Source organism: Proteus sp. MB838 (genome assembly GCF_054767435.1).
The window spans coordinates 20554-42347 of the sequence record NZ_BAABMO010000007.1 but is presented as its reverse complement, the minus strand read 5'-3'; the positions used below and the strand labels follow the sequence as shown (position 1 = coordinate 42347).

The following is a 21794-nucleotide window of genomic DNA, read 5'->3' as shown; positions in this document are numbered from 1 at the left end:
CTCTTTTGTATATAATTGTGTATTTATTTTGTGTGGCAGTGCTCTATTATTTGTAGTAACACTGTCAATTTGCAGTAAAAATACAACCAATAAACTAAAAGTAACATATAAGTGCAAGATATAAGTTACTGTAATTTAATAATTTATATATTAAGTGACTGATATGGCTTTACTAATTACGAAGAAATGCATCAACTGCGATATGTGCGAACCCGAATGTCCTAACGATGCCATTTCAATGGGGAATGATATTTATGAAATCAATCCTGATCTTTGCACTGAATGTGTAGGACATTATGATAAACCGACTTGTCAGTCGGTATGCCCTATCACGAATACAATTATCATCGATCCTGCTCATACTGAATCGCAAGATGAATTATGGGAAAAGTTTGTACTGATCCACCACGCTGACAAAATCTAAGCAAACGCAATCGGGAATAAATTTAAGCGTTATTTTTCTAAAATAACGGTTGCACAGGCGTAACGTTGCTCATCAGCCAGTGTCACGTGAATAGCATTTATTCCCGCTTTTTGCGCCATCTCTTTTGCCACAGCTAAAAAGTGCAATGTTGGTTTACCTAATTCATCATTAGCGACTTCAAAATGGTTAAATGCCAATCCTAAGCGAATGCCTGTACCTAATGCTTTGGCTGCGGCTTCTTTTACCGCAAATCGTTTAGCTAAAAAACGAACGGGTTGTTTATGTGATTGATATATAATCCATTCATTATCAGTAAGAATACGTCGCGCGAGGCGTTCTCCTGAACGCCCTATTATCTCTTCAATACGTGATATCTCAACGATATCCATACCTATACCAACAATAGCCATTAGCGACGCGCTTCTCTCATTAGGCGTTTCATTTCTTCAACGGCTGGTGCAAGCCCACTAAATACCGCTCGACCAATAATCGCATGACCAATATTGAGTTCATAAAGTTCAGGTAATGCAGCAATACGTTGTACATTATGATAATGCAAACCATGACCTGCATTGACTTTTAAACCTTTAGACGCTGCATAGGTTACCGCATCACGAATGCGAACAAACTCCTTCTCTTGAGCCTGTTCATCTTCAGCGTCAGCATAAGCACCGGTATGAATTTCAATAAAAGGTGCGCCGACACGATCTGCTGCATTAATTTGCTCATGGTCAGGATCAATAAATAAAGAGACTTTAATCCCCGCTAATGACAAACGTTTAATCGCATCAGCCACTTTCTCTTCATTACCCACCACGTCTAAACCACCTTCTGTGGTCACTTCTTGGCGTTTTTCAGGCACTAAACAACAAAAGTCAGGTTGAGTTTGGCAAGCAATCTCAATCATCTCTTCTGTTACCGCCATTTCTAAATTTAATCTTGTTTGAACCGTTTGGCTGATCAGCATTAAATCACGATCGGTAATATGACGTCTGTCTTCACGTAAATGAATAGTGATCCCATCAGCACCCGCTTGTTCCGCAATAAATGCCGCTTGAACCGGATCGGGATAAGTTGTACCACGGGCATTACGTAGGGTTGCAATATGGTCAATATTAACGCCAAGTAGAATATCAGACATGCTCTTCTCCTGAAAAATAACGTTGTATTACCTTAGTTTACACATTCCATAGAGAAGAAAAAGACAATATTATTTATCCTCTATCAATACGCTTTTTTTCGCACACTTTTTAATAGCAAATTGCCGAAACAGCTCTCTACTTTTTAATGGTTTTCCACCTAAATAAGGTTTCAAGGCCATTCGTGTAAACCTTTTTGCTGCTTTCAATGTGCCAGCCGTAGGAAATTCTCGTTTTGCCAGCGATTTTAATTCCAATCCAGTAAAACTATAGTGATCAACCACCAAACTGGCAATAAAGCCTTTTTCTTCTCGGTATCGATAAGTCATGGTATCAGAAACAGGTTCACCACTTCCTGCACAATGCAAAAAGTCTAGGCCATAACCCAATTGCGTTAATAACGCTAATTCAAAGCGCCTTAGAGCAGCTTCTGGCGTGGTTTCACTGGCAGCAAGGATTTGCAAACAAGATAAGTATTCGAAAAAAAGCGTGCTATATGATGTGCCATTTTCCAAAACACGAGAAAGTAATTCATTAAGATACAGACCACTGTAAAGTACTGTGCCTGTTAATGGTAATGCTAAAGAGATAGGCTCAGCATCACGGAGGGTTTTTATCTCACCTCGCCCACTCCAACGAATGAGCAAGGGAGTAAAAGGTTGAAGTGCTCCTTTTAAAGGAGAGCGACGGCCGCGCGCACCTTTTGACAATATGCGCACTCGCCCTTCATTCTCAGTGAAAAAATCGAGCAATAAACTCGTTTCACTGTAAGGCCGAGCATGGATAACAAATGCACGTTGCCAGCCTTCCACTTCAGTAACCTACTATTTTAAATCGTCCACATAGCCAAGGCTACGTAAAGCACGTTCATCATCCGCCCAACCCGCTTTTACTTTCACCCAAAGCTCAAGATGAACTTTGTTTTCAAATAAATCTTCCATATCCATGCGGGCTTCCGTACCGATTTTTTTGATTTTAGCGCCTTTATTACCAATCACCATTTTCTTCTGGCCTTCACGTTCAACCAGAATCAAACCGTGAATATCATATCCACCGCGATCGTTAGTAACAAATTGTTCAATTTCAACCGTCACAGAATAAGGTAATTCTTCACCTAAAAAGCGCATCAATTTTTCACGAATAATTTCTGACGCCATAAAACGTTGAGAGCGATCAGTAATATAATCTTCTGGGAAATGATGAATGGCTTCAGGTAAACAGTTACGCACTATTTTAGCAATAGTATCGACATTCATGCCTTTTTCAGCACTAATCGGCACTACATCTAGAAAATCCATTTGTTGACTTAAAAAACCAATATGTGGCAGTAACTTGGTTTTATCTGTAACGTTATCAACTTTATTAATCGCTAATAGCACAGGACAACGTAGTGATTTTAATTTGTTTAATACCATTTCGTCATCAGGCGTCCAATTGGTTCCTTCGACAACGAAAATAACCAGTTCAACATCACCAATAGAGCTACTTGCTGCACGGTTCATTAAACGGTTAATGGCTCGCTTTTCTTCAATATGCAAGCCTGGGGTATCCACGTAAATAGCCTGATATGCACCATCAGTATCAATACCCATGATACGGTGACGGGTGGTTTGTGGCTTACGTGAAGTAATAGAAACTTTCTGCCCCAATAATTGGTTCAGTAATGTTGATTTCCCTACATTAGGGCGACCGACTATCGCAATAAATCCGCAATAGGTTTGTTCTTCGCTCATTCAAGCTCCAATTGTATTAATGCCTGTTCAGCAGCGGCTTGTTCGGCTTTACGACGGCTTGTACCCATCCCTTTAACAGGTTGGTCGATACCGCTTATCTGACAATGGATCGTAAACTCTTGGTCATGAGCTTCACCACGTACTTGTACAACAACATAAGAAGGTAGTGGTAAATGACGTCCTTGCAAATATTCTTGCAAGCGAGTTTTAGGATCTTTTTGCTTATCACCCGGACTGATTTCAGCCAAGCGATTCTCATACCATTTTAAGATGATATTTTCGATATTTTGAATATCACTATCAAGAAAAATAGCACCAATTAACGCTTCTACTGTGTCGGCCAAAATAGATTCGCGACGAAAACCACCGCTTTTTAATTCTCCCGGCCCTAACCGTAAACATTCACCGAGTTCAAATTCACGTGCTAGTTCAGCGAGGGTATTACCTCGCACTAAGGTTGCACGCATCCGGCTCATATCCCCTTCATCGACACGAGGGAAACGATGGTAAAGCGCATTAGCAATGACATAACTTAGAATTGAATCACCTAAAAATTCTAAGCGTTCATTATGTTTACTACTTGCACTACGGTGAGTAAGTGCCTGTAAAAGTAATTCGTTTTGTTTAAAAGTATAACCCAGTTTTTTTTGTAACTGGTTAACTAATAGAGTATTCATGTGCGATCAATTTCCATTACTTAATTTGAAGCACACGCAACAAACCTGTTTAAAAACAACGAGATATTATCGGGTTGAATAACAGAACTGTTGCGTTTGCACTGGCTCCTGTTTATACAGGAGCCAATCATGTTTAAAGAAGTGGCATATTCTACACTGAGATAGAAAGGAATGCTGTAGCTATTTTGTTAAAAATTACTTAATGCCACCAATACGGCTGAAACGAACACCTGTAGGCCATTCATTTTCTTGTTTCTCGAAGCTCATCCAAATCGTTGTCGCTTTACCGACTAAGTTTTGCTCAGGCACAAAGCCCCAGAAACGACTATCTGAACTACCATCACGGTTATCACCCATCATAAAATACTGACCTTCAGGGACAATCCACGTACCTTGAGGTAATCCCGGTTGAATAAATTCAGGTACAGTAACATCTCCCGGAATAGTCATAATACGATGAGAGACATCACCAATCGTTTCAATTCTCTCTTCTTGGCGAAATTGCGTAGCTGTAGAAATTGGCTCTTCAATCGGAATCGATTTCATACCGCTAATACGTTGACCACCAGGTACACTTTGTAACAGTAATGTCCATTCACTAGGATACGCTGTACCATAGGTTACCGCTATTTCATCATCACATATTGCTTTATTACAATTTGGGTAAATGTGTAATTTCTTCGACGTCATGTCATACACTATTTTATCCCCCGGTAAACCAATCACCCGTTTAATAAAGTCAGTTGATGGATCACGTGGGTATTTAAATACCGCAATATCACCACGTTTAGGTTTACCCGTACTAATCAAGGTTGTTTGTGTAATAGGATCTTTTAATCCATAAGCAAATTTTTCAACCAAGATGAAATCACCGACTAATAAAGTCGGCATCATCGAACGAGATGGGATCTGAAACGGCTCATACACAAAGGAACGCAAAATCAATACAATCGCCAATACAGGAAACAGAGAGCCTAATGTCTCTGCCCAGCTTGGTTTATTAATCGATTTTGCTAACTCTTGCTGATCCTCACTTCCCTGCGTTAACTCTTGTAAACGTTTTAACTTCGCTTTGCGGGCTGGCTTTAATTTAAAACGATCTATACACCAAAAAATACCCGTAATTAGCGTTGCCAACGTTAGGATCAAGGCAAACGTGCTAGCCATATTTTCTCCTTAAATTATTTATCTTTACCAACATGCAGTATGGCTAAAAACGCTTCTTGTGGTAACTCGACATTACCAATTTGCTTCATACGTTTTTTACCTTCTTTCTGTTTCTGCAACAGTTTTTTCTTACGGCTAACGTCACCACCATAACATTTAGCTAATACGTTTTTACGTAACTGTTTAACAGTTGAACGAGCAATAATATGATTGCCAATTGCAGCTTGGATCGCAATATCAAACTGTTGACGTGGAATGAATTCTTTCATTTTTTCCACCAACTCACGTCCACGATACGGTGCGTTATCATTATGGGTGATTAATGCAAGTGCATCGACTCTCTCACCATTAATTAAGACATCAACACGTACCATGTTGGAGCCTTGGAAACGCAGGAAGTTATAATCTAACGAAGCATAACCGCGAGAGGTTGATTTTAAACGGTCAAAGAAATCTAATACCACCTCAGCCATCGGAATTTCATAAGTTAATGAAACCTGATTACCATGATAGACCATATTAGTTTGAACGCCGCGTTTTTCGACACATAAAGTAATCACATTACCTAAGTATTCTTGCGGTAGTAACATATGACATTCCGCAATAGGCTCTCTGATCTCTTCAATATTGTTCAGTGCCGGCAGTTTTGATGGGCTATCAACCATGATGATATCACCATTGGTCATTTCCACTTCATAAACTACTGTTGGTGCTGTGGTGATCAGGTCAAGATCATATTCACGCTCTAAACGCTCTTGGATAATCTCCATATGGAGAAGGCCTAAGAAACCACAACGGAAACCAAATCCTAATGCGGATGAACTTTCCGGCTCATAAAAGAGTGACGCATCATTTAAGCTTAATTTTCCTAATGCATCACGGAATGATTCATAATCGTCAGAACTGACCGGGAATAACCCCGCATAAACCTGTGGTTTGACTTTTTTAAAGCCCGGTAATGGTTTGTCTGCAGGCTTCTGTGCGGCTGTTAATGTATCCCCAACAGGGGCACCAAGAATATCTTTAATACCGCAAACTACCCAGCCTACTTCACCACAACTTAGCGATGTTGTATCAACTTGCTTAGGCGTAAAAATACCAATACGGTCGATATTATAAACTTGCCCTGTACTCATCACTTTGATTTTATCGCCTTTGTTGACTTTACCGTTTTTGATCCGGATAAGTGAGACAACACCAAGGTAATTATCAAACCAAGAGTCAATAATAAGTGCTTGTAGAGGCGCGTCAGGATCGCCTTCTGGCGCAGGTATTTCTTTCACCAGACGTTCAATCACTTCTTTTACACCCACGCCGGTTTTAGCAGAACAACGCACTGCATCGGTCGCATCAATACCGACAATATCTTCAATCTCTTCAGCGACACGCTCAGGCTCTGCGGCAGGTAAGTCAATTTTATTCAATACCGGAACGACAGTAAGATCCATATCTATCGCCGTATAACAGTTTGCTAATGTTTGGGCTTCAACCCCTTGCCCTGCATCGACAACCAGTAAAGCACCTTCACAAGCGGCAAGAGAGCGAGAAACTTCATAAGAGAAGTCAACGTGTCCTGGCGTATCGATAAAGTTAAGCTGATAAACTTCACCGTCATCAGCGGTATAATTGAGTGTTACGCTTTGTGCTTTGATGGTGATACCACGCTCACGCTCAAGATCCATAGAATCAAGAACCTGCGCAGCCATTTCACGATCTGTTAAGCCACCACAAATTTGAATAATTCGATCTGATAGCGTCGATTTACCGTGGTCAATATGTGCGATAATGGAAAAGTTACGTATGTTTTTCATTCTGAAATTATTTTTCTCTATTGCTTTGCTCTATAAATCTGGCTTTAGCGTCGTTCATGGACACAAAGCGAAAACTCTATATTGCAGGAGTTATGATTGATGACGCATTCTACACACTAGAGACATTATACTCAAAGAAACGTTCATCAAACACAAACATTTATGATAAAGCTTACCTTTATTTATGCAGCGTAACTGCACTTTCACTAGATAGAAATTTGATTTTTATCTATCAATAAAAAAGATCAGAACCATAAAATAAGTTTAATAACAAAAAATGGAGCCTATGCCCCATTTTTTATCATATTCATTCTTTATTATTATTCTTGATATTGTACTTGCAATTCATTAGGTGGAAGTCCTATTTGTAAAATAATAGGTTCAAATCCTTCATCTTTACTCCACCAGCGGGCAATATTTTTAGCTAATAAGAAGCCTAACACTCCCCCCACTAAACCACTACAAAAAATAGCCAACTCACTAGAAAGCCACAGACTGGCTATCCCTGCAACGATAAATAATCCCAGCAAAGGAGTAAGATAAACCAACATAGCGGAACGAAGTAAACTATTTTCTGGTATACCAACTTCCACTTTTTGCCCCACCACTAAAGGTTGTTCAACAGGAAGTTCTAACTGATGAACAGTTTCAGGGCCTATTTTATTTAATAAATAAGAACCACAAGCTGCTCGAGCTTGGCAACTCCCGCAACCGGACGATGAGCCATAACGTAGTAAAGCCCTCCCTTGTTGCCAATGTACGACTGTTGCCCACTCTTTAACCATAACTTATACCTTTTACTTTTTGGTAAACACCACACTGTTGACGATTTTCTGTGCTGTTATAAATGGCAATTGTCCAATAAAGGTAATTTCATTGCCATCTTTATCATAGGTATAAATTGTATTACGACCATATCTCAATGCTTTATCACGTTCGGGGGAATTTAATTGCTGACCACTTTTGTTAACATAAATGGAGAAATCGAATAAGCCGTCACTATATAAAATAGATTGACTAAATTCATTTTCAGCAATTTGATGATTGCTACGTTTTACCTCTTTAAATCCTTCTGGTAACGTTGTCACACGCCAATTGTAATTCAGTGCTTGAGTGGCTTTGGGGATCAACAATAGCGGGGGCATATTCACTTTATTGAGTGAATCTAACTCACTGATGATTTCTTTATTTTGATTAGCGGTGATCACCCGAAATTGTTCAATAACGTCATTATTTTTATCAAGCAGATCAACCCTTAATGGCAAATATCTCTCTTCATCAATAAATAAGACATATTCATAACGGTCATTATTTTTTGATAGCACACGAACAACACGACTTGGAATGTCGCCGATATGCGTTCTTCCCGCATCAATAAAATTGTAATACTCAGCGAGTTCAGCAAAATTTTGATAAATGATAGCAGGGAGATAATCAACGATATGTTCATTACGCAAACTAAACGCATCTAAACCTGGTTCAAAATAACTGATTTCATTCCCTCGTTGCACGATTTCTCGACGAGTGCTATCCATCTGCATTAATTGTGCCACAGGTTTACCATCGACAAGTGCATGACGATAACGAATAGGAACAATACCTTGAGAATTGATATTAATAAAAGATAATTCGTAAGTAGCGGTTTGCGTTGTATTACCCATCTTTTGCAACAAAGCCTCGGCATTTCCTATTTGAGGTTGTGCCAAGGCTTGTGTTGGTATTGATAGGTAACCCGCTAAAAGTAAAGCGGATAACCATGATTTTTTCATTACGACTCTATTGTTCCTACACGTAATTATAAATTGATACCACAATGATTACTGAGCCTGTTGCTGAGTTGTGTTTTGCGATGCTACAGGCACTTCATCTTGTGGTGCATTGTAGATACGGCGATCTAACTCATACTGTTGCAACATAAGTCCAAGGCGTTGATTACGCTCTTGTAGACGTGTTTGTTGATTTTGGCCTAAATTATCACTTTGTAAATTTAAGCTGACTGGTGCTCCATTCCCCATAATAGGTTGAGTATTAAACACCGGCGTATCAACTTGGAAATCCTCAGCGCTATTGTTGCCATTATATTGCTGAACACCCACAATGACAGCTAATGACACACAGGCAGCAACACCAATTTGTGTTAACTGGCTAGCCCAAGGACGTAATTTTTGTAAGAAAGAGTGCTGACGCCATTGAGAAGGCGCAGGTTGCTGCTCTTGCTGTTGTTCAGGACTTATGCGGACTGGCTCATTTTCTAAAGCGAGTGCTACGCGACTTGCGATATCAAAGTGGATAACCTCTCCTACATCACCACGCATTGCATCACGAACTAAGTGGTAACGTTGCCATGTTTCTTTCATAGATTCATCACGGGCAATCGATCCCATTAATTCTTTATCAAGAACTTCGCCATCCATAAATGCAGAAAGTTTCTCTTTTTGCATGTAAAAGTACCCTTCAGTAAATGAGGGTTCAGCCATCTTATAACTCTTGTATTAATGGTTGAACCTTATTATCAATAGCTTCTCGCGCCCTAAAAATACGTGAACGAACTGTACCTACAGGGCAATCCATAATAACGGCTATCTCTTCATAGCTTAAGCCGTCAAGTTCCCGAAGTGTAATAGCAACCCTTAAATCTTCGGGTAACGACTCTATGGTTTGAAAAACTACTCTCCGTAACTCTTCAGACAACATTAAATTCTCAGGGTTCGAAATTTCTTTTAATGCATTTGATGTTTCAAAATTTTCAACATCACTCGCATCTAAGTCATTTGAAGGCGGACGCCGCCCTTGTGCTACCAGATAATTTTTAGCTGTATTCACAGCGATGCGATAAAGCCATGTATAAAATGCGCTATCACCACGGAATGATCCAATAGCTCGATAGGCTTTTATAAAGGCTTCTTGTGCAACATCTGGCACATCACCCTGAGGTACATAACGGGAAATCAGACTTGCTACCTTGTGCTGATAGCGGATAACTAGCAAGTTAAACGCTTTCTGGTCACCCAGTTGTACCTTCTCGACCAACATTTGGTCCGTTAACTGCTCGCTCATTAGAGATGGACTCTCCCGAAGTCAAGCCTCAAACTATTTTTCAATGACTCCGTCATATTACTCTCGTTATTCCTTCTCGTTTTTATGAGCTACTTACGTTAGAGCATTAAAATAGAATGAAGTTCAATTCAATTATAATAATAAGAGATGAATCACAAAAAACTGTCGTTGTAATCACCAACCAATCTGCAATTTGCCAAGAAAAAAGCGATAACACAATGTGATAATTTAAATATATACCTTTATTTACAACAATATATACAATCTTAAACAATGTAATATTAACGGCAACATTAGTCTTTAATAATATAAATAAAAATCAGTGACCCAAGATTGGAACTGGGTTGTGTAATGACCGTCATTATTGCGGATAATCAGCTCTTCAATATTACATGGTTTAGTTTCGCCTTGATACTGTCTTTGAAAGGCTAGCAATATGCGATGGTAAGGCTTATCTGCACTATCTTTAATATTAACTCGCTGTACGACATTCCACCCTTTTCTTTGTGAGATTTCAATAAACTGTTCACCGATTAAATAGGGTAACACCACACAAAATAGGCCTTCATCTGTAATAAGCTGTTGTGCATTATCAAGCAAACCTTCATGGGTCAATGTTTTCGTATAACGGGCTTGCTCGCGCTCTTGGTTACGGCATGCAACCGCTGGCTCAAAATAGGGTGGATTACTCACAATAAGATCATAGCGAGTTGGCGCTTGTTGCGCATATTGATAAATATCATGATGATAAATATGGATTAACGAACTCCACTGTGATTGTTGCGCATTTTCACGCGCCTGTAATGCGGCATCTTCATCAAGTTCAATACCATCAATACGCTCAACCTGCGGGGCACGTTGCGCTAACATCAAGGCAATTAATCCACTTCCTGTACCAATATCGAGCACCGTTTTTGCTTTAGTGATAGGCGCCCAAGCACCTAATAAAACGCCATCAGTACCCACTTTCATTTCACACTTATCATGAGCGACAAAAAATTGTTTAAATGTAAACCCGCCTTTGCGTAAACCTGCTTTCTTTACTTTCTTTTGCTTCATTGAATCGCTCTAATGATTTGTATAACTCTTTCTATTCTTAGAATGAATGCAATCCATATAATAGAAAAAGCGATATATGGTAAGATAACTTTTTTGCTACCTCTATCTTAACATTAAACGCTTTATATTCGATGCTTGCTTATTGACTTTAAGCCTAAAAAACAACACATAGCTGAAACAATCGATGATATATAATGTGATAGCGGTAAATCCTCTGGCTTTTAACAGAGGATAATGTCAAAATCCGCGCCCTAAATAGAGGTATACAATGACAGCCACGACATTTTCCAGTCTTGAACTTGATGAAAGTTTATTGACCGCATTAGAAGAAAAAGGATATCAACGTCCTACTGCTATCCAAGCAGAAGCTATCCCTGCCGCAATGGAAGGACGTGATATATTAGGCCCTGCACCAACGGGTACAGGGAAAACAGCGGCATTCTTACTTCCTGCTATTCAACATTTACTTGATTATCCACGAAAAAAATCAGGGCCACCTCGTGTTCTGATCTTAACTCCAACCCGTGAACTTGCTATGCAAGTCGCTGATCAAGCAAAAGAATTATGTGCTCATACCCATCTAGACATCGCAACTATCACCGGCGGTGTTGCTTATATGAATCACGCAGAAGTTTTTAGTGAGAACCAAGATATTGTTGTTGCTACAACAGGTCGCTTATTGCAGTACATCAAAGAAGAGAACTTTGACTGTCGTGCTGTTGAAATGCTGATCCTCGATGAAGCAGATCGTATGTTAGATATGGGTTTTGCTAACGATATTGAAACTATTGCTGGGGAAACTCGTTGGCGTAAACAAACATTACTCTTTTCAGCCACATTAGAAGGCAATGCTGTGATTGATTTTGCACAGCGAATTCTTAATGAACCGGTTGAACTGAACGCTGACCCTTCTCGTCGTGAGCGTAAAAAAATTCAACAATTTTACTATCATGCAGATAATCTTGACCATAAAACTGCCTTACTTGCACATTTACTCAAACAAGAAGAAGTTAAAAAATCGATTGTTTTTGTACGTAAAAGAGAGCGAGTCAGAGAGTTAGCCGCAGCATTAGAAAAACAAGGTATCAAAGCCAGCTACCTTGAAGGCGAAATGGCTCAAACACAACGTAACGAAGCGATTAAACGTGTAGAGTCTGGCAAAATGCATGTGCTGATTGCGACAGATGTGGCGTCTCGAGGTCTTGATTTAGAAGATATCACCCACGTCTTTAACTTTGACTTACCGCGCACAGCTGATGTTTATTTGCACCGTATTGGCCGTACAGGTCGAGCGGGTCGTAAAGGGACTGCTATTTCATTAGTTGAAGCACACGATTATCCGCTACTTGGTAAAATTAGCCGTTATATCCAAGAGCCGATTAAATATCGTGTTGTAGCCCAATTACGTCCAGTGACTAAAGCCCCTAGTCAAAAAGCATCATTTAAGCCTTCTAAAAAAGTATTAGCAAAACGCAAAGCGAAAAAAGTAGAAGAGAAAAAAAACGTTAAAGAGAAAGTACGCGCACGCGATCGTAAAAATATTGGTAAACGCCGTAAAACCGCTACTGATAAAACCACCATCACTGCGGAAAAAACTAATCATATAAAAACAGAGCAACAATAATCTGTCTTCTTTACGTTACTTTGAACCATAATAAAAAACCGTCGTTATTTAATAACGGCGGTTTTTTATATTATCTTCTTTATTTATAAACAAAAAAACCTGATATAAACATACCAGGTTCTATCATTACGCAATGATTTTTAGTGAAAATTACAGGCTTTCAGTGAAAGTACGAGTAATTACATCACGTTGTTGTTCTGGTGTCAGTGAGTTAAAACGCACTGCATAGCCGGATACACGAATAGTCAATTGAGGATATTTCTCAGGATTGTTAACGGCATCTTCTAATGTTTCACGGCTTAATACGTTAACGTTTAGATGTTGACCACCTTCTACACGTACTACCGGTTTAGATTCTACCGGTACTTCACGGTATTCGATGTTGCCTAATGCATCACGGCTAACAACTTGGCCTTCTTCAAAGCCTTTTTTCGCACAAATACAACGTGCTTCGCCGTTTTCATCATCTAACAACCAAAAAGAATGTAATAAATCGTCGTTATCAGCTTTAGTAATTTGGATACCAGTAATCATTTCGACCTCCAATGTGGGCACAAAATCAAATTCTAATGGCATATCAGAATTTGGGTATTTGGTCTAACCAATGTTTCTGTTTACTTATATACCAGTATAAATGGCGTCATTCTTTGATAAATATCAATAAAATTGATAAGGACATAACGGGTAATGGTGCAAAGTCTTGTTTTAAATCAATAATTACAACCCATATAATTGCAATTTTTTTTGTAAATTTTCAAAAATTTTTTTAAATAACAATTAATTCGATTTTTTCGAGACGGAACATTTTCTTTCCATGGGTGAAATCGGTAAGCTTAGCCCCATAAGATATCAACAAGGATTTTATGTTATGACTACACCATTAACTTGGCATGATGTAATAGGTGCTGAAAAAGAAAAACCCTATTTTCAGCAAATTTTGTCTCAAGTCGCACAACAAAGACAAGCAGGCAAAATAATTTATCCTCCACAAGAAGATGTATTTAACGCTTTTCGCTTCACTCCCTTTGAAAATGTTAATGTTGTGATTTTAGGTCAAGATCCTTACCACGGCCCCAATCAAGCCCATGGGCTTTCCTTTTCTGTACGTCCCGGCGTTCCGGCTCCCCCTTCATTAGTTAATATGTATAAAGAGCTTGAACAAGAATACCCTGACTTCAAACGACCTAATCATGGTTATCTTGAGAGTTGGGCTCAACAAGGGGTATTACTACTTAATACTGTTCTTACGGTAGAGAAAGGCCAAGCTCACTCTCATGCTAACTATGGTTGGGAAGTTTTTACTGACGCGGTTATCGAACAAATTAATCAACGTCGTGAAGGCGTTATTTTCCTACTTTGGGGCGCTCATGCTCAGAAAAAAGGTCGTTTTATTGATACTAATAAACACTTTATCTTAAAAGCCCCTCACCCTTCACCACTCTCTGCACATCGTGGTTTTTTAGGCTGTGGTCATTTTAAACAAACCAATAATCTATTAGCGCAACAAGGACGCACGCCCATTAATTGGCAGCTTGATCCTATTAAATAAGCTAGTGATAAAAACACAAAACCGCACAAAAGTGCGGTTTACTTATCCCACGCCCTGACTTATTGGCGCATTGATATAAGAATTATGGCTCTTATTTCGATACCACTACCATTGCTGGACGTAATAGACGACCATTTAAGGTATAGCCTTTTTGCATCACATCAACGACATGGTTTGCTTCATGCTCAGGGCTATCAATTAATGTCATCGCTTGGTGTACTTCAGGATTGAAGGCGACATTTTTTTCTTCAACGACTTCAATACCAAACTTACGCACCGCATCTAAGAATGATTTCAGGGTTAACTCTAAACCTTCAATCATCGGTTTCATTTGTTCATTTTCATGATCAGCGGCAGATAAAGCACGCTCTAAATTATCCAATACAGGTAGTAGCTCATTAGAAAATTTCTCAAGCGCAAATTTATGTGCTTTTTCAACATCCTGTTGAGTACGACGGCGAATATTCTCAATTTCGGCTTGAGCACGGATCATCGCTTCACGTTCCGTTTTTTGTGATTGCTGCAACTGTTTTTCCAGCTCATCAACGCGTGCAAGCGCTTGAACTAACTCAGCTTGTGCATCAAACTCCGCCTGAGCGTCTTCGCTTTTCACTTGCTCTTGAGATTCATTCATTACCGATTCCATTCCTTCTTTTTCTTTTGAGACTTGCTCTTCATGTACGTTTTGTTCTTTACTACTCATGAATATCTCCGCGTAGTTTTAGTATTCATCTTCATATTTAGTTTATTATGGGGATCAATAAACGGGTTTCAAGGAATAGGCGCTAAACGAGGGTAAAAAAAATGCCAGATAATACCGTAACGGAAGAAAAACAATTTAAATGCATTGGCATCGTCGGTCATCCCCGCCATCCTGAAGCACTTTCGACACATGAAATGCTCTATTATTGGCTCCTTGATAAAGGATATGACGTCATTATCGATACCCAAGTTGCTGAAGAATTAAAACTCACCGATGCACAAACGGGCGATTTAACACAAGTCGGCAAACTCGCTGATCTAGTTATTGTTGTCGGGGGTGATGGCAATATGCTAGGCGCCGCCCGTGTTTTATCGCGCTATAATATCAAAGTGATTGGTGTAAACCGCGGTAACTTAGGTTTTCTGACCGATCTTGATCCTGATAACGCATTACAACAATTAACTAATGTATTAGCAGGCCATTATCGTGAAGAAAAACGCTTCTTACTTGAAGCTCGTGTCTGTGCTGAAGGACAAAGAACACGGATTGGCACCGCCATTAATGAAGTCGTACTTCACCCCGGCAAAGTGGCGCATATGATTGAGTTTGAAGTCTATATTGATGATCGTTTTGCATTTTCACAACGTTCTGATGGTCTAATTATTACCACACCAACCGGATCGACGGCGTATTCACTCTCTGCAGGTGGCCCTATTCTTACACCTAATCTTGATGCGATTGCGCTGGTTCCGATGTTTCCCCATACGCTCTCTTCACGCCCTTTAGTCATTAGTAGCGACAGTCAAATTCGCTTAAAATTCTCACAAACCAATATTGATTATGAAGTCAGTTGTGATAGTCAGCTTGTATTACCTATCAAAGAAGGGGATGAGGTAATTATTAAGCGGAGTCGACAAAAACTTAACTTAGTCCACCCAACTGACTACAACTATTTTAATACACTCAGCTCAAAATTAGGTTGGTCAAAAAAAATGTTCTGATTTTTGTGCCTCGCTACTTTACTGTATAAAAAACCAGTTTATACTGTATGTAATTACAGATATGTTTTTATACAGGAGAGGCACTATGCTGACTCAATTAACTATTAGTCATTTTGCCATAGTCCGTGAACTTGAAATCGACTTTTCTGGTGGCATGACCACAATTACCGGTGAAACGGGCGCAGGTAAATCTATTGCGATTGACGCATTAGGCTTGTGTTTAGGAAACCGTGGTGATGCTAATATGGTTCGCCCTGGTGCCACTAGAGCGGATTTATGCGCACGATTTTCACTCTCTGATACCCCTTCCGCCCAGCGTTGGTTAGAAGAACATCATCTTGACGATCATAACGAATGCCTATTAAGAAGAACCATTGCAGCAGATGGCCGCTCTCGTGGTTTTATTAATGGTACTTCTGTCCCTTTGTCTCAACTAAGAGAACTTGGCTCATTGCTGATCCAAATTCATGGGCAACATGCTCATCAACAACTGTTAGAGCCTCGCTACCAAAAACATTTACTTGATATCTATGCTAATGAACCTGCTTTATTAAAAAAGATGAAAGCGGCTTATCAAACCTGGCATCAGAGTTGCCAAACCTTAGCGACTTTTCAACAACAATCTTTAGAAAGAGAAGCAAGGCAACAACTGATTGATTATCACTTAAAAGAGCTTAACGAGTTCCAACCTGTTGCGGGGGAATACCCTGAATTAGATCAAGAATATAAAAGGTTATCTAATTGTGGTCAATTTCTGACCTTGAGCCAAAATAGTTTACAGATCTTAAGTGATAACGAAGAACAAAATATTTTAAGTATGCTGAATGTGGCCAAACATGAGATCAGCGAACTTTCCACAATGGAGAGCCAATTTAATTCACTGTTAGATATGCTGGAAGAAGCAAGTATTCAAATTAGCGAAGTGAGTGATGAACTACGCCACTACAGTGATCGTTTAGAAATGGATCCTAACCGTTTATTCGAATTAGAAAAACGTATTTCCAAATATATTAGTCTATCTCGTAAACATCGTGTCACCCCTGAAGAGCTATATGAATTGCATCAACAATTAATTGAAGAAAAAGAGGCACTATTACGCCAAAATGATGACTGTGATGCATTAATGGAACAAGTTAAAATTGATCATGCAGCCGCATTGGACGTGGCAAAACAACTTCATCAAATTCGCCAACAGTATGCACACGAATTAAGCCAGTTGATTACCAATAGCATGCATCAATTATCAATGCCTCATGGCTATTTAACTGTAGATACATTGTTTGATGAAAATGTCTTACAAATTGATGGTGCGACAAAAGTTGAGTTCAATGTCACCACCAACCCGGGGCAACCTCATCAAGCACTCTCTAAAGTTGCGTCTGGCGGTGAGCTATCACGTATCGCTCTTGCTATCCAAGTGATCACTGCAAAAAAAATGGATACACCCGCACTGATTTTTGATGAAGTGGATGTTGGTATTAGTGGACCAACAGCAGCTATTGTCGGTAAGTTATTGCGTGAATTAGGCGAATCGACACAAGTTATGTGTGTTACTCACCTACCGCAAGTAGCAGGTTGTGGCCATCAACACTATTTTGTTAATAAAGAGACTAATGGTGAAGAGACAGAAACCACCATGAAGCTATTAACTAAAAAAGAGCGTTTACAAGAGTTAGCCCGCTTATTAGCGGGAAGTGAAGTGACTAAAAACACCCTTGCTAACGCAAAAGATCTGCTGGCAGCCTAACGATTAACAAACTTTTATCGATATTTAGGGTCTTAGGCAGAGCGTGAAAGGTTTTCAATTGCTGCATTGTCGATTATCATCGTCACTATGACCCTAAAAGGAATGTAATAGCCATGCGTTTTAAACTGTTAAAAGTTGCCGCCTTATCTTTAGTCGTAATGACTTCAGGTTGCTCGATGTTCGAAAGACTGGTTTATCACCCAGATATCAATCAGGGTAATTATTTAACACCAGCCGAAGTCGCCAAAGTTCAACAAGGAATGACACAGCAGCAAGTTCAATTTGCCCTCGGAACACCTATGCTGAAAGATCCTTTCGGAACTCAAACTTGGTATTATGTTTTCCGTGAACAGCCAGGCCATCAAAAAGTGCGTCAAGAAACTCTGACACTGACATTTGATAATAATGGCATACTGACTAAGATTGACAAACAAGGTGATATGCCGAGTTTTTCTAATCAAACCAGTAAAGACTAATCTCACTATACGATTGGCAAAAACGAAATTGCACCCCATTTGTAATTCAACAATGGGGTGTGTTTTATGACCAACATATCGGCGCAATCAATGAGATACAATGATTTGATTATGACGTGGTGAAAATGTTAACTATTCAGTTTTCTGGCGTGCTTTTTCAGCGCGTTTACGGCGCATCTCTTTAGGATCAGCGATTAACGGTCGATAGATTTCAACGCGATCGCCATCACGCACATTATCACTCAATTTTGCTGGCCGACTATAGATACCCACTTTATTTTTAGTTAAATCGATATCATTACAAATCGTTAAAATATTTGAGGCAATAATTGCTTGTTCAACAGTATCCTCTAGTGTTAACTCCACAGGGATAACATATTGTTTATCTGGTAACGCGTAGGCTACCTCAACCCATATTTTAGTCACGATAAATCTCTTTCGCTCTTTGAGTAAACGCCTGCACCATATTATTTGTTAAGTCTTTAAAAATACGGCCAAAAGCTAACTCAATTAATTTATTGGTGAACTCAAAGTCTAGCTGAAACTCAACCTTACATGCATTATCATCTAATGCGGTAAATACCCAGCCTCCGGTTAGTTTACGAAAAGGGCCATCCACAAGACGCATATCAACACGTTCATTGGTTTTTAAAAAATTATGGGTAGTGAATGTTTTACTGATCCCTGCTTTAGAAACCTGAACAGATGCAATCATTTCTTCTGGAGTGCTTTTGATCAGTTTACTTCCAACGCATCCTGGTAGAAAATCAGGATAAGTAAGAACATCATTCACTAGTTTAAACATTTGCTCTGCACTAAAAGGAACTAGAGCAGATCGACTAATCTGAGGCATAGTTATTCCTGTACGACAACACTGTGTGCGATCATATCATTGAACAGTGATTAAATAAAAATCTAATGGAATATAGCTTAAGTTTTACGCAATTGAAAAGAAAACAGACGCTTAAATGATTTCTTTCTATTGCTCATACAGTATAATGTGGAAATTATGACAAAGAAAAAATCACACAAACCCGGCTCTGCCACTATTGCACTCAATAAACGTGCTCGCCATGAATATTTCATTGAAGATGAAATCGAAGCGGGACTGTCGTTACAGGGCTGGGAAGTTAAATCACTGCGTGCGGGTAAAGCCAATATCAGTGATAGCTATGTAATCATGCGTGATGGTGAGGCGTACCTGTTTGGTGCCACCATTACACCGTTAAACGTTGCCTCTACTCATGTTGTTTGTGATCCGACACGTACGCGTAAGCTGTTATTAAAACAACGTGAATTAGCTAATCTCTATGGCCAAATAAACCGTGATGGTTACACCGTGGTTGCCCTTTCCTTATATTGGAAAAATGCATGGTGTAAAATCAAAATTGGCGTAGCTAAAGGTAAAAAAGATCACGATAAGCGTGACACCATAAAAGATCGTGAGTGGAAATTAGACAAAGCACGGATCATGAAAAATGCTAACCGCTAAATTGCGTTAACTACTAGCAATAGCAGGTATTTTTCTGATATACTCACTTTCAACAACTTGGGGCTGATTCTGGATTCGACGGGATTTGCGAAACCCAAGGTGCATGCCGAGGGGCGGTTGGCCTCGTAAAAAGCCGCAAAAAGATAGTCGCAAACGACAATCAATATAAAGCACTAGCAGCTTAATAACCTGCCTAGAGCCTTCTCTCCCTAGCTTCCGCTCTTAAGACGGGGATAAAGAGGAGTCAAACCCAAAAGAGATCGCGTGGATGCCTAGCTTGGGGTTGAAGCGTTAAATTTAATCAAGCTAGCTTATTTGTGGCGTGTCTGTCCGCAGCAAGTAAGTGAATTTAAAGACTAGACTAAGCATGTAGTGCCGCGGATGTAGAAATTTCGGACGCGGGTTCAACTCCCGCCAGCTCCACCAAATTTGGTGGGTCAGTGATAGGACAACGGTTTCAAAAACAAGAAGTTAGCGAAATCATTAAGACTATACACTGACAACGAAAGAACTATAAATGACACGCAAATGACACGCGGATCATTTAAAGTTTAAAAGGCTCACTTCGGTGGGCTTTTTTATTACCCATCTTAGTTTGAGATTGAAACTGCCGGATGGAAACTCGATGCAGTATTTGAAAACAGAGTAATTAGTATTAATTTAAGATAATTACCTTCTCATAGAAGTTAACTAATTTAGTAATTATATAAAATTTTAATTATTTATATCTAATCTGGCTTTAGCAATAAATACACCATAAGGCTTTAAAAATTTCTACAAACTATGATGGCTATATTCCTATCTCTGAGGTGTTCTATTACTTGATGCAAACTAGTGATCCACTTCTGACACCAAACAGTAATACTCTTCGACTCTTACCATATCGCTTGTCATAATAGGTTCAGGAACCCCAACAATTCAAAGCATTTCAATACAGTTAGATTTCATTATTTAAAGGACAGATTATGCTAATCATCTTCAGTGGTTTACCAGGAAGTGGGAAAAGTACTATCGCTCAGGCTTTGGCAAAGCAGTTAAATGCTCTTTACTAGGGAATCGATACGATTGAGCAAGCTATACGCAAAGCCGATGAAGATAACTATGAAATGGGGCCTGCTGGTTATTTTGTCGCTTACTCGCTTGCCAGAGAGAATCTACAATTAGGGGCGACAGTTATTGCTGACTCAGTGAATCCATTGGCATTAACCCGTGATGCCTATAGAGAAATAGCTTTATCCACAAGAACTGGTTATTTAGAAATTGAGATCATATGTTCCGATATAATTGAGCATCGTAAACGAGTTGAAACCAGAGTGTCTGAAGTCGAGGGATTAACCTTGCCTGACAGGAAACAAATTACAGACTTAGTTTATGAACCATGGAACAGAGAACACCTTATTTTAGACTCATACAGTTTATCCAGTGATGAATGTGTCTCGCGGATCATTGACGTCCTTTCCCAATGTTCAACTCTTGAGACCTCATCAAACGGAGGAAATTAGTTAAAATCCGCTTCGTGCCAATAGCAGACATCTCAGCTGTTTCAAGAAGTTAAGTTCTGGGGAGACCTTCAAGTATATTAATGATCAAATCGAGTGGGAAAATGATCTCATTGGTTTGTCTAAGCTCTTCTAAGGTCCACCAGTAGTGATCGTGAATGACTTCTTTTTCGTTGTGACTCCAACCAGAGCAGTCGATATCTGATTTATCTGCATTAATTATAAAGAAACGTTCTTCAGCAATAACATTCTCACCACTTGGCAGTATCATAGGGAAGGTTCTGGAGGCTATTTGTGGTCCCGTAGTTTTTCTTGTCAGGCCCGTTTCTTCAAATAATTCACGTAACGCTGCCTGCTCAAAAGATTCGTTGCACTCAAGTTGTCCTCCTGGTGTAGCCCAATATGTTTTTCCCTCTAAAGCATCATATTTATGGCAGAACTTAAAGAGTAGTACATGGCTTTCAGGTGAAAGGACTATCAAACGAGAGGCTGGACGACTACGCATATATTCCCTTTTTAATATATTTAAATCTTCATTTTGGATTTTCACATAAAAATAATATTGTTGTCTGTAAGCGAATATCGAAAATGTTATTTCTTGCCACGTTAACTATATTCATCATCTCGTCCGTTCCT

The 21794-nt window shown here is 39.4% G+C and carries 25 protein-coding genes and 1 other RNA gene; 9 read left to right on the top strand and 17 right to left on the bottom strand.

Features of this window, described 5'->3' with window-relative positions:
• The first annotated feature begins 163 nt into the window (after window positions 1-163).
• Window positions 164-424 carry a YfhL family 4Fe-4S dicluster ferredoxin gene (locus ACYUCW_RS04715; RefSeq protein WP_004243886.1) on the top strand — a complete coding sequence of 87 codons (261 nt, stop codon included), beginning with the start codon at window positions 164-166 and terminating at the stop codon, window positions 422-424.
• 29 nt (window positions 425-453) lie between these two features.
• Here the strand turns inward: ACYUCW_RS04715 and acpS are convergent, their stop codons facing one another.
• From acpS to trmN, 12 genes are all read right to left on the bottom strand, one after another.
• Window positions 454-834 carry a holo-ACP synthase gene (gene acpS / locus ACYUCW_RS04710; RefSeq protein ID WP_004243887.1) on the bottom strand — a complete coding sequence of 127 codons (381 nt, stop codon included), beginning with the start codon at window positions 832-834 and terminating at the stop codon, window positions 454-456.
• Window positions 834-1565 carry a pyridoxine 5'-phosphate synthase gene (gene pdxJ, locus ACYUCW_RS04705; RefSeq protein WP_004243888.1) on the bottom strand — a complete coding sequence of 244 codons (732 nt, stop codon included), beginning with the start codon at window positions 1563-1565 and terminating at the stop codon, window positions 834-836. Before pdxJ ends, acpS begins: the two co-directional genes overlap by 1 nt.
• A gap of 69 nt (window positions 1566-1634) precedes the next feature.
• Window positions 1635-2375 (bottom strand): DNA repair protein RecO, encoded by a 741-nt coding sequence (gene recO / locus ACYUCW_RS04700; protein WP_004248456.1) that lies wholly within the window; start codon window positions 2373-2375, stop codon window positions 1635-1637.
• Between the two features lie 12 nt (window positions 2376-2387).
• Window positions 2388-3296 (bottom strand): GTPase Era, encoded by a 909-nt coding sequence (gene era / locus ACYUCW_RS04695; RefSeq protein WP_004243892.1) that lies wholly within the window; start codon window positions 3294-3296, stop codon window positions 2388-2390.
• A complete protein-coding gene (rnc, locus tag ACYUCW_RS04690) occupies window positions 3293-3973 on the bottom strand; it encodes a ribonuclease III (protein WP_004248457.1) in 681 nt (226 codons plus the stop codon). The genes era and rnc overlap by 4 nt, the downstream gene beginning before the upstream one ends.
• A 195-nt stretch (window positions 3974-4168) precedes the next feature.
• Window positions 4169-5140, bottom strand: a complete 972-nt coding sequence (gene lepB, locus ACYUCW_RS04685) for a signal peptidase I (RefSeq protein ID WP_004248458.1) — start codon at window positions 5138-5140, stop codon at window positions 4169-4171.
• 14 nt (window positions 5141-5154) lie between these two features.
• A complete protein-coding gene (gene lepA, locus ACYUCW_RS04680) occupies window positions 5155-6951 on the bottom strand; it encodes a translation elongation factor 4 (protein WP_004243894.1) in 1797 nt (598 codons plus the stop codon).
• Window positions 6952-7271: 320 nt separating this feature from the next.
• The gene (gene rseC / locus ACYUCW_RS04675; protein WP_004243895.1) at window positions 7272-7736 is read right to left on the bottom strand and encodes a SoxR-reducing system protein RseC; all 465 of its coding nucleotides are present in this window, start codon (window positions 7734-7736) and stop codon (window positions 7272-7274) included.
• 12 nt (window positions 7737-7748) lie between these two features.
• Window positions 7749-8720 (bottom strand): sigma-E factor regulatory protein RseB, encoded by a 972-nt coding sequence (gene rseB / locus ACYUCW_RS04670; protein ID WP_004243896.1) that lies wholly within the window; start codon window positions 8718-8720, stop codon window positions 7749-7751.
• 48 nt (window positions 8721-8768) lie between these two features.
• A complete protein-coding gene (rseA, locus tag ACYUCW_RS04665; RefSeq protein ID WP_012368140.1) occupies window positions 8769-9392 on the bottom strand; it encodes an anti-sigma-E factor RseA in 624 nt (207 codons plus the stop codon).
• A 37-nt stretch (window positions 9393-9429) separates the two neighbouring features.
• Window positions 9430-10008 carry an RNA polymerase sigma factor RpoE gene (gene rpoE / locus ACYUCW_RS04660; protein WP_004243899.1) on the bottom strand — a complete coding sequence of 193 codons (579 nt, stop codon included), beginning with the start codon at window positions 10006-10008 and terminating at the stop codon, window positions 9430-9432.
• A gap of 300 nt (window positions 10009-10308) precedes the next feature.
• Window positions 10309-11067 (bottom strand): tRNA(1)(Val) (adenine(37)-N(6))-methyltransferase TrmN, encoded by a 759-nt coding sequence (gene trmN / locus ACYUCW_RS04655; RefSeq protein ID WP_004243900.1) that lies wholly within the window; start codon window positions 11065-11067, stop codon window positions 10309-10311.
• A gap of 268 nt (window positions 11068-11335) precedes the next feature.
• Here trmN and srmB point away from each other — a divergent pair, with 268 nt between their 5' ends.
• Window positions 11336-12691 carry an ATP-dependent RNA helicase SrmB gene (gene srmB / locus ACYUCW_RS04650; RefSeq protein ID WP_460408241.1) on the top strand — a complete coding sequence of 452 codons (1356 nt, stop codon included), beginning with the start codon at window positions 11336-11338 and terminating at the stop codon, window positions 12689-12691.
• A 150-nt stretch (window positions 12692-12841) separates the two neighbouring features.
• Here srmB and grcA read toward each other — a convergent pair whose 3' ends face one another.
• On the bottom strand, window positions 12842-13225 hold the full coding sequence (grcA, locus tag ACYUCW_RS04645) for an autonomous glycyl radical cofactor GrcA (RefSeq protein ID WP_004248459.1): 384 nt from the start codon (window positions 13223-13225) through the stop codon (window positions 12842-12844).
• A 334-nt stretch (window positions 13226-13559) separates the two neighbouring features.
• Here grcA and ung point away from each other — a divergent pair, with 334 nt between their 5' ends.
• Window positions 13560-14240 (top strand): uracil-DNA glycosylase, encoded by a 681-nt coding sequence (gene ung, locus ACYUCW_RS04640; RefSeq protein WP_004248460.1) that lies wholly within the window; start codon window positions 13560-13562, stop codon window positions 14238-14240.
• A 91-nt stretch (window positions 14241-14331) separates the two neighbouring features.
• Here the strand turns inward: ung and grpE are convergent, their stop codons facing one another.
• Window positions 14332-14943, bottom strand: coding sequence for a nucleotide exchange factor GrpE (grpE, locus tag ACYUCW_RS04635; RefSeq protein WP_004243909.1), 612 nt, complete (start codon window positions 14941-14943; stop codon window positions 14332-14334).
• Window positions 14944-15044: 101 nt separating this feature from the next.
• Between grpE and nadK the strand changes: the two genes are divergently transcribed.
• The 3 genes from nadK (at window position 15045) to bamE (ending at window position 18167) form a co-directional block, all read left to right on the top strand.
• Complete coding sequence (gene nadK / locus ACYUCW_RS04630) at window positions 15045-15944, top strand: NAD(+) kinase (protein WP_004243910.1); 900 nt, start codon at window positions 15045-15047, stop codon at window positions 15942-15944.
• A gap of 85 nt (window positions 15945-16029) precedes the next feature.
• Entirely contained in the window at window positions 16030-17691 is a 1662-nt protein-coding gene (gene recN / locus ACYUCW_RS04625; RefSeq protein WP_004248462.1) for a DNA repair protein RecN, read from the top strand.
• A 113-nt stretch (window positions 17692-17804) separates the two neighbouring features.
• Complete coding sequence (bamE, locus tag ACYUCW_RS04620; protein WP_004243912.1) at window positions 17805-18167, top strand: outer membrane protein assembly factor BamE; 363 nt, start codon at window positions 17805-17807, stop codon at window positions 18165-18167.
• A gap of 132 nt (window positions 18168-18299) precedes the next feature.
• On the opposite strand, the gene ACYUCW_RS04615 is transcribed toward bamE, so the two are convergent.
• Both ACYUCW_RS04615 and ACYUCW_RS04610 read right to left on the bottom strand, forming a co-directional pair.
• On the bottom strand, window positions 18300-18593 hold the full coding sequence (locus ACYUCW_RS04615; RefSeq protein WP_074561500.1) for an RnfH family protein: 294 nt from the start codon (window positions 18591-18593) through the stop codon (window positions 18300-18302).
• A complete protein-coding gene (locus ACYUCW_RS04610) occupies window positions 18586-19020 on the bottom strand; it encodes a type II toxin-antitoxin system RatA family toxin (protein WP_004243914.1) in 435 nt (144 codons plus the stop codon). The genes ACYUCW_RS04615 and ACYUCW_RS04610 overlap by 8 nt, the downstream gene beginning before the upstream one ends.
• Before the next feature lie 156 nt (window positions 19021-19176).
• Here ACYUCW_RS04610 and smpB point away from each other — a divergent pair, with 156 nt between their 5' ends.
• The 3 genes from smpB to ACYUCW_RS04595 all read left to right on the top strand — a co-directional run bounded on the left by smpB (window position 19177) and on the right by ACYUCW_RS04595 (window position 20711).
• Window positions 19177-19659, top strand: coding sequence for an SsrA-binding protein SmpB (gene smpB / locus ACYUCW_RS04605; protein ID WP_004243915.1), 483 nt, complete (start codon window positions 19177-19179; stop codon window positions 19657-19659).
• Between the two features lie 59 nt (window positions 19660-19718).
• Window positions 19719-20085: a transfer-messenger RNA gene (ssrA, locus tag ACYUCW_RS04600) on the top strand.
• Between the two features lie 539 nt (window positions 20086-20624).
• On the top strand, window positions 20625-20711 hold the full coding sequence (locus ACYUCW_RS04595) for a P-loop nucleotide/nucleoside kinase family protein (RefSeq protein WP_306440717.1): 87 nt from the start codon (window positions 20625-20627) through the stop codon (window positions 20709-20711).
• A 499-nt stretch (window positions 20712-21210) separates the two neighbouring features.
• Here the strand turns inward: ACYUCW_RS04595 and ACYUCW_RS04590 are convergent, their stop codons facing one another.
• Window positions 21211-21663, bottom strand: coding sequence for an NUDIX hydrolase (locus ACYUCW_RS04590; protein WP_004248465.1), 453 nt, complete (start codon window positions 21661-21663; stop codon window positions 21211-21213).
• Window positions 21664-21794 lie beyond the last annotated feature (131 nt).

Bases quoted from the DNA above. Each gene is read 5' to 3' on its own strand.
- ACYUCW_RS04715 (WP_004243886.1), top strand. From the start codon at position 164: ATGGCTTTACTAATTACGAAGAAATGCATCAACTGCGATATGTGCGAA.
- acpS (WP_004243887.1), bottom strand. From the start codon at position 834: ATGGCTATTGTTGGTATAGGTATGGATATCGTTGAGATATCACGTATT.
- pdxJ (WP_004243888.1), bottom strand. From the start codon at position 1,565: ATGTCTGATATTCTACTTGGCGTTAATATTGACCATATTGCAACCCTA.
- era (WP_004243892.1), bottom strand. From the start codon at position 3,296: ATGAGCGAAGAACAAACCTATTGCGGATTTATTGCGATAGTCGGTCGC.
- rnc (WP_004248457.1), bottom strand. From the start codon at position 3,973: ATGAATACTCTATTAGTTAACCAGTTACAAAAAAAACTGGGTTATACT.
- lepB (WP_004248458.1), bottom strand. From the start codon at position 5,140: ATGGCTAGCACGTTTGCCTTGATCCTAACGTTGGCAACGCTAATTACG.
- lepA (WP_004243894.1), bottom strand. From the start codon at position 6,951: ATGAAAAACATACGTAACTTTTCCATTATCGCACATATTGACCACGGT.
- rseC (WP_004243895.1), bottom strand. From the start codon at position 7,736: ATGGTTAAAGAGTGGGCAACAGTCGTACATTGGCAACAAGGGAGGGCT.
- rseB (WP_004243896.1), bottom strand. From the start codon at position 8,720: ATGAAAAAATCATGGTTATCCGCTTTACTTTTAGCGGGTTACCTATCA.
- rseA (WP_012368140.1), bottom strand. From the start codon at position 9,392: ATGCAAAAAGAGAAACTTTCTGCATTTATGGATGGCGAAGTTCTTGAT.
- rpoE (WP_004243899.1), bottom strand. From the start codon at position 10,008: ATGAGCGAGCAGTTAACGGACCAAATGTTGGTCGAGAAGGTACAACTG.
- trmN (WP_004243900.1), bottom strand. From the start codon at position 11,067: ATGAAGCAAAAGAAAGTAAAGAAAGCAGGTTTACGCAAAGGCGGGTTT.
- srmB (WP_460408241.1), top strand. From the start codon at position 11,336: ATGACAGCCACGACATTTTCCAGTCTTGAACTTGATGAAAGTTTATTG.
- grcA (WP_004248459.1), bottom strand. From the start codon at position 13,225: ATGATTACTGGTATCCAAATTACTAAAGCTGATAACGACGATTTATTA.
- ung (WP_004248460.1), top strand. From the start codon at position 13,560: ATGACTACACCATTAACTTGGCATGATGTAATAGGTGCTGAAAAAGAA.
- grpE (WP_004243909.1), bottom strand. From the start codon at position 14,943: ATGAGTAGTAAAGAACAAAACGTACATGAAGAGCAAGTCTCAAAAGAA.
- nadK (WP_004243910.1), top strand. From the start codon at position 15,045: ATGCCAGATAATACCGTAACGGAAGAAAAACAATTTAAATGCATTGGC.
- recN (WP_004248462.1), top strand. From the start codon at position 16,030: ATGCTGACTCAATTAACTATTAGTCATTTTGCCATAGTCCGTGAACTT.
- bamE (WP_004243912.1), top strand. From the start codon at position 17,805: ATGCGTTTTAAACTGTTAAAAGTTGCCGCCTTATCTTTAGTCGTAATG.
- ACYUCW_RS04610 (WP_004243914.1), bottom strand. From the start codon at position 19,020: ATGCCTCAGATTAGTCGATCTGCTCTAGTTCCTTTTAGTGCAGAGCAA.
- smpB (WP_004243915.1), top strand. From the start codon at position 19,177: ATGACAAAGAAAAAATCACACAAACCCGGCTCTGCCACTATTGCACTC.
- ACYUCW_RS04595 (WP_306440717.1), top strand. From the start codon at position 20,625: ATGCTAATCATCTTCAGTGGTTTACCAGGAAGTGGGAAAAGTACTATC.
- ACYUCW_RS04590 (WP_004248465.1), bottom strand. From the start codon at position 21,663: ATGCGTAGTCGTCCAGCCTCTCGTTTGATAGTCCTTTCACCTGAAAGC.